Genomic DNA, 218 nt, shown 5'->3' on the forward strand with positions numbered 1-218 from the left:
CAATTAGGAAATGATATCGATGGACAAGCGACGGATAATTTATTAGGATCTTCTGTAAGTTTATCTAATGATGGTCGCATAGTTGCTATTGGTGCTTCTGGAACTTCTGGAATTGGTACTTTTGCTGGGCAAGTACGTATATATGAATATCAAGGTGGTTCATGGACACAAATAGGAAGTGATATTAATGGTGAACAATTTAATGATCAACTTGGTAC

The 218-nt window shown here is 36.2% G+C and carries 1 pseudogene; it reads left to right on the top strand.

What is annotated here, in order from left to right:
• Positions 1-218: pseudogene (locus TD29_RS18630) on the top strand (T9SS type A sorting domain-containing protein); the annotation flags it as partial.

Origin of the sequence: Psychroserpens damuponensis, from assembly GCF_000826655.1 — a bacterium.
In the GTDB taxonomy this organism is placed as follows: domain Bacteria; phylum Bacteroidota; class Bacteroidia; order Flavobacteriales; family Flavobacteriaceae; genus Psychroserpens; species Psychroserpens damuponensis.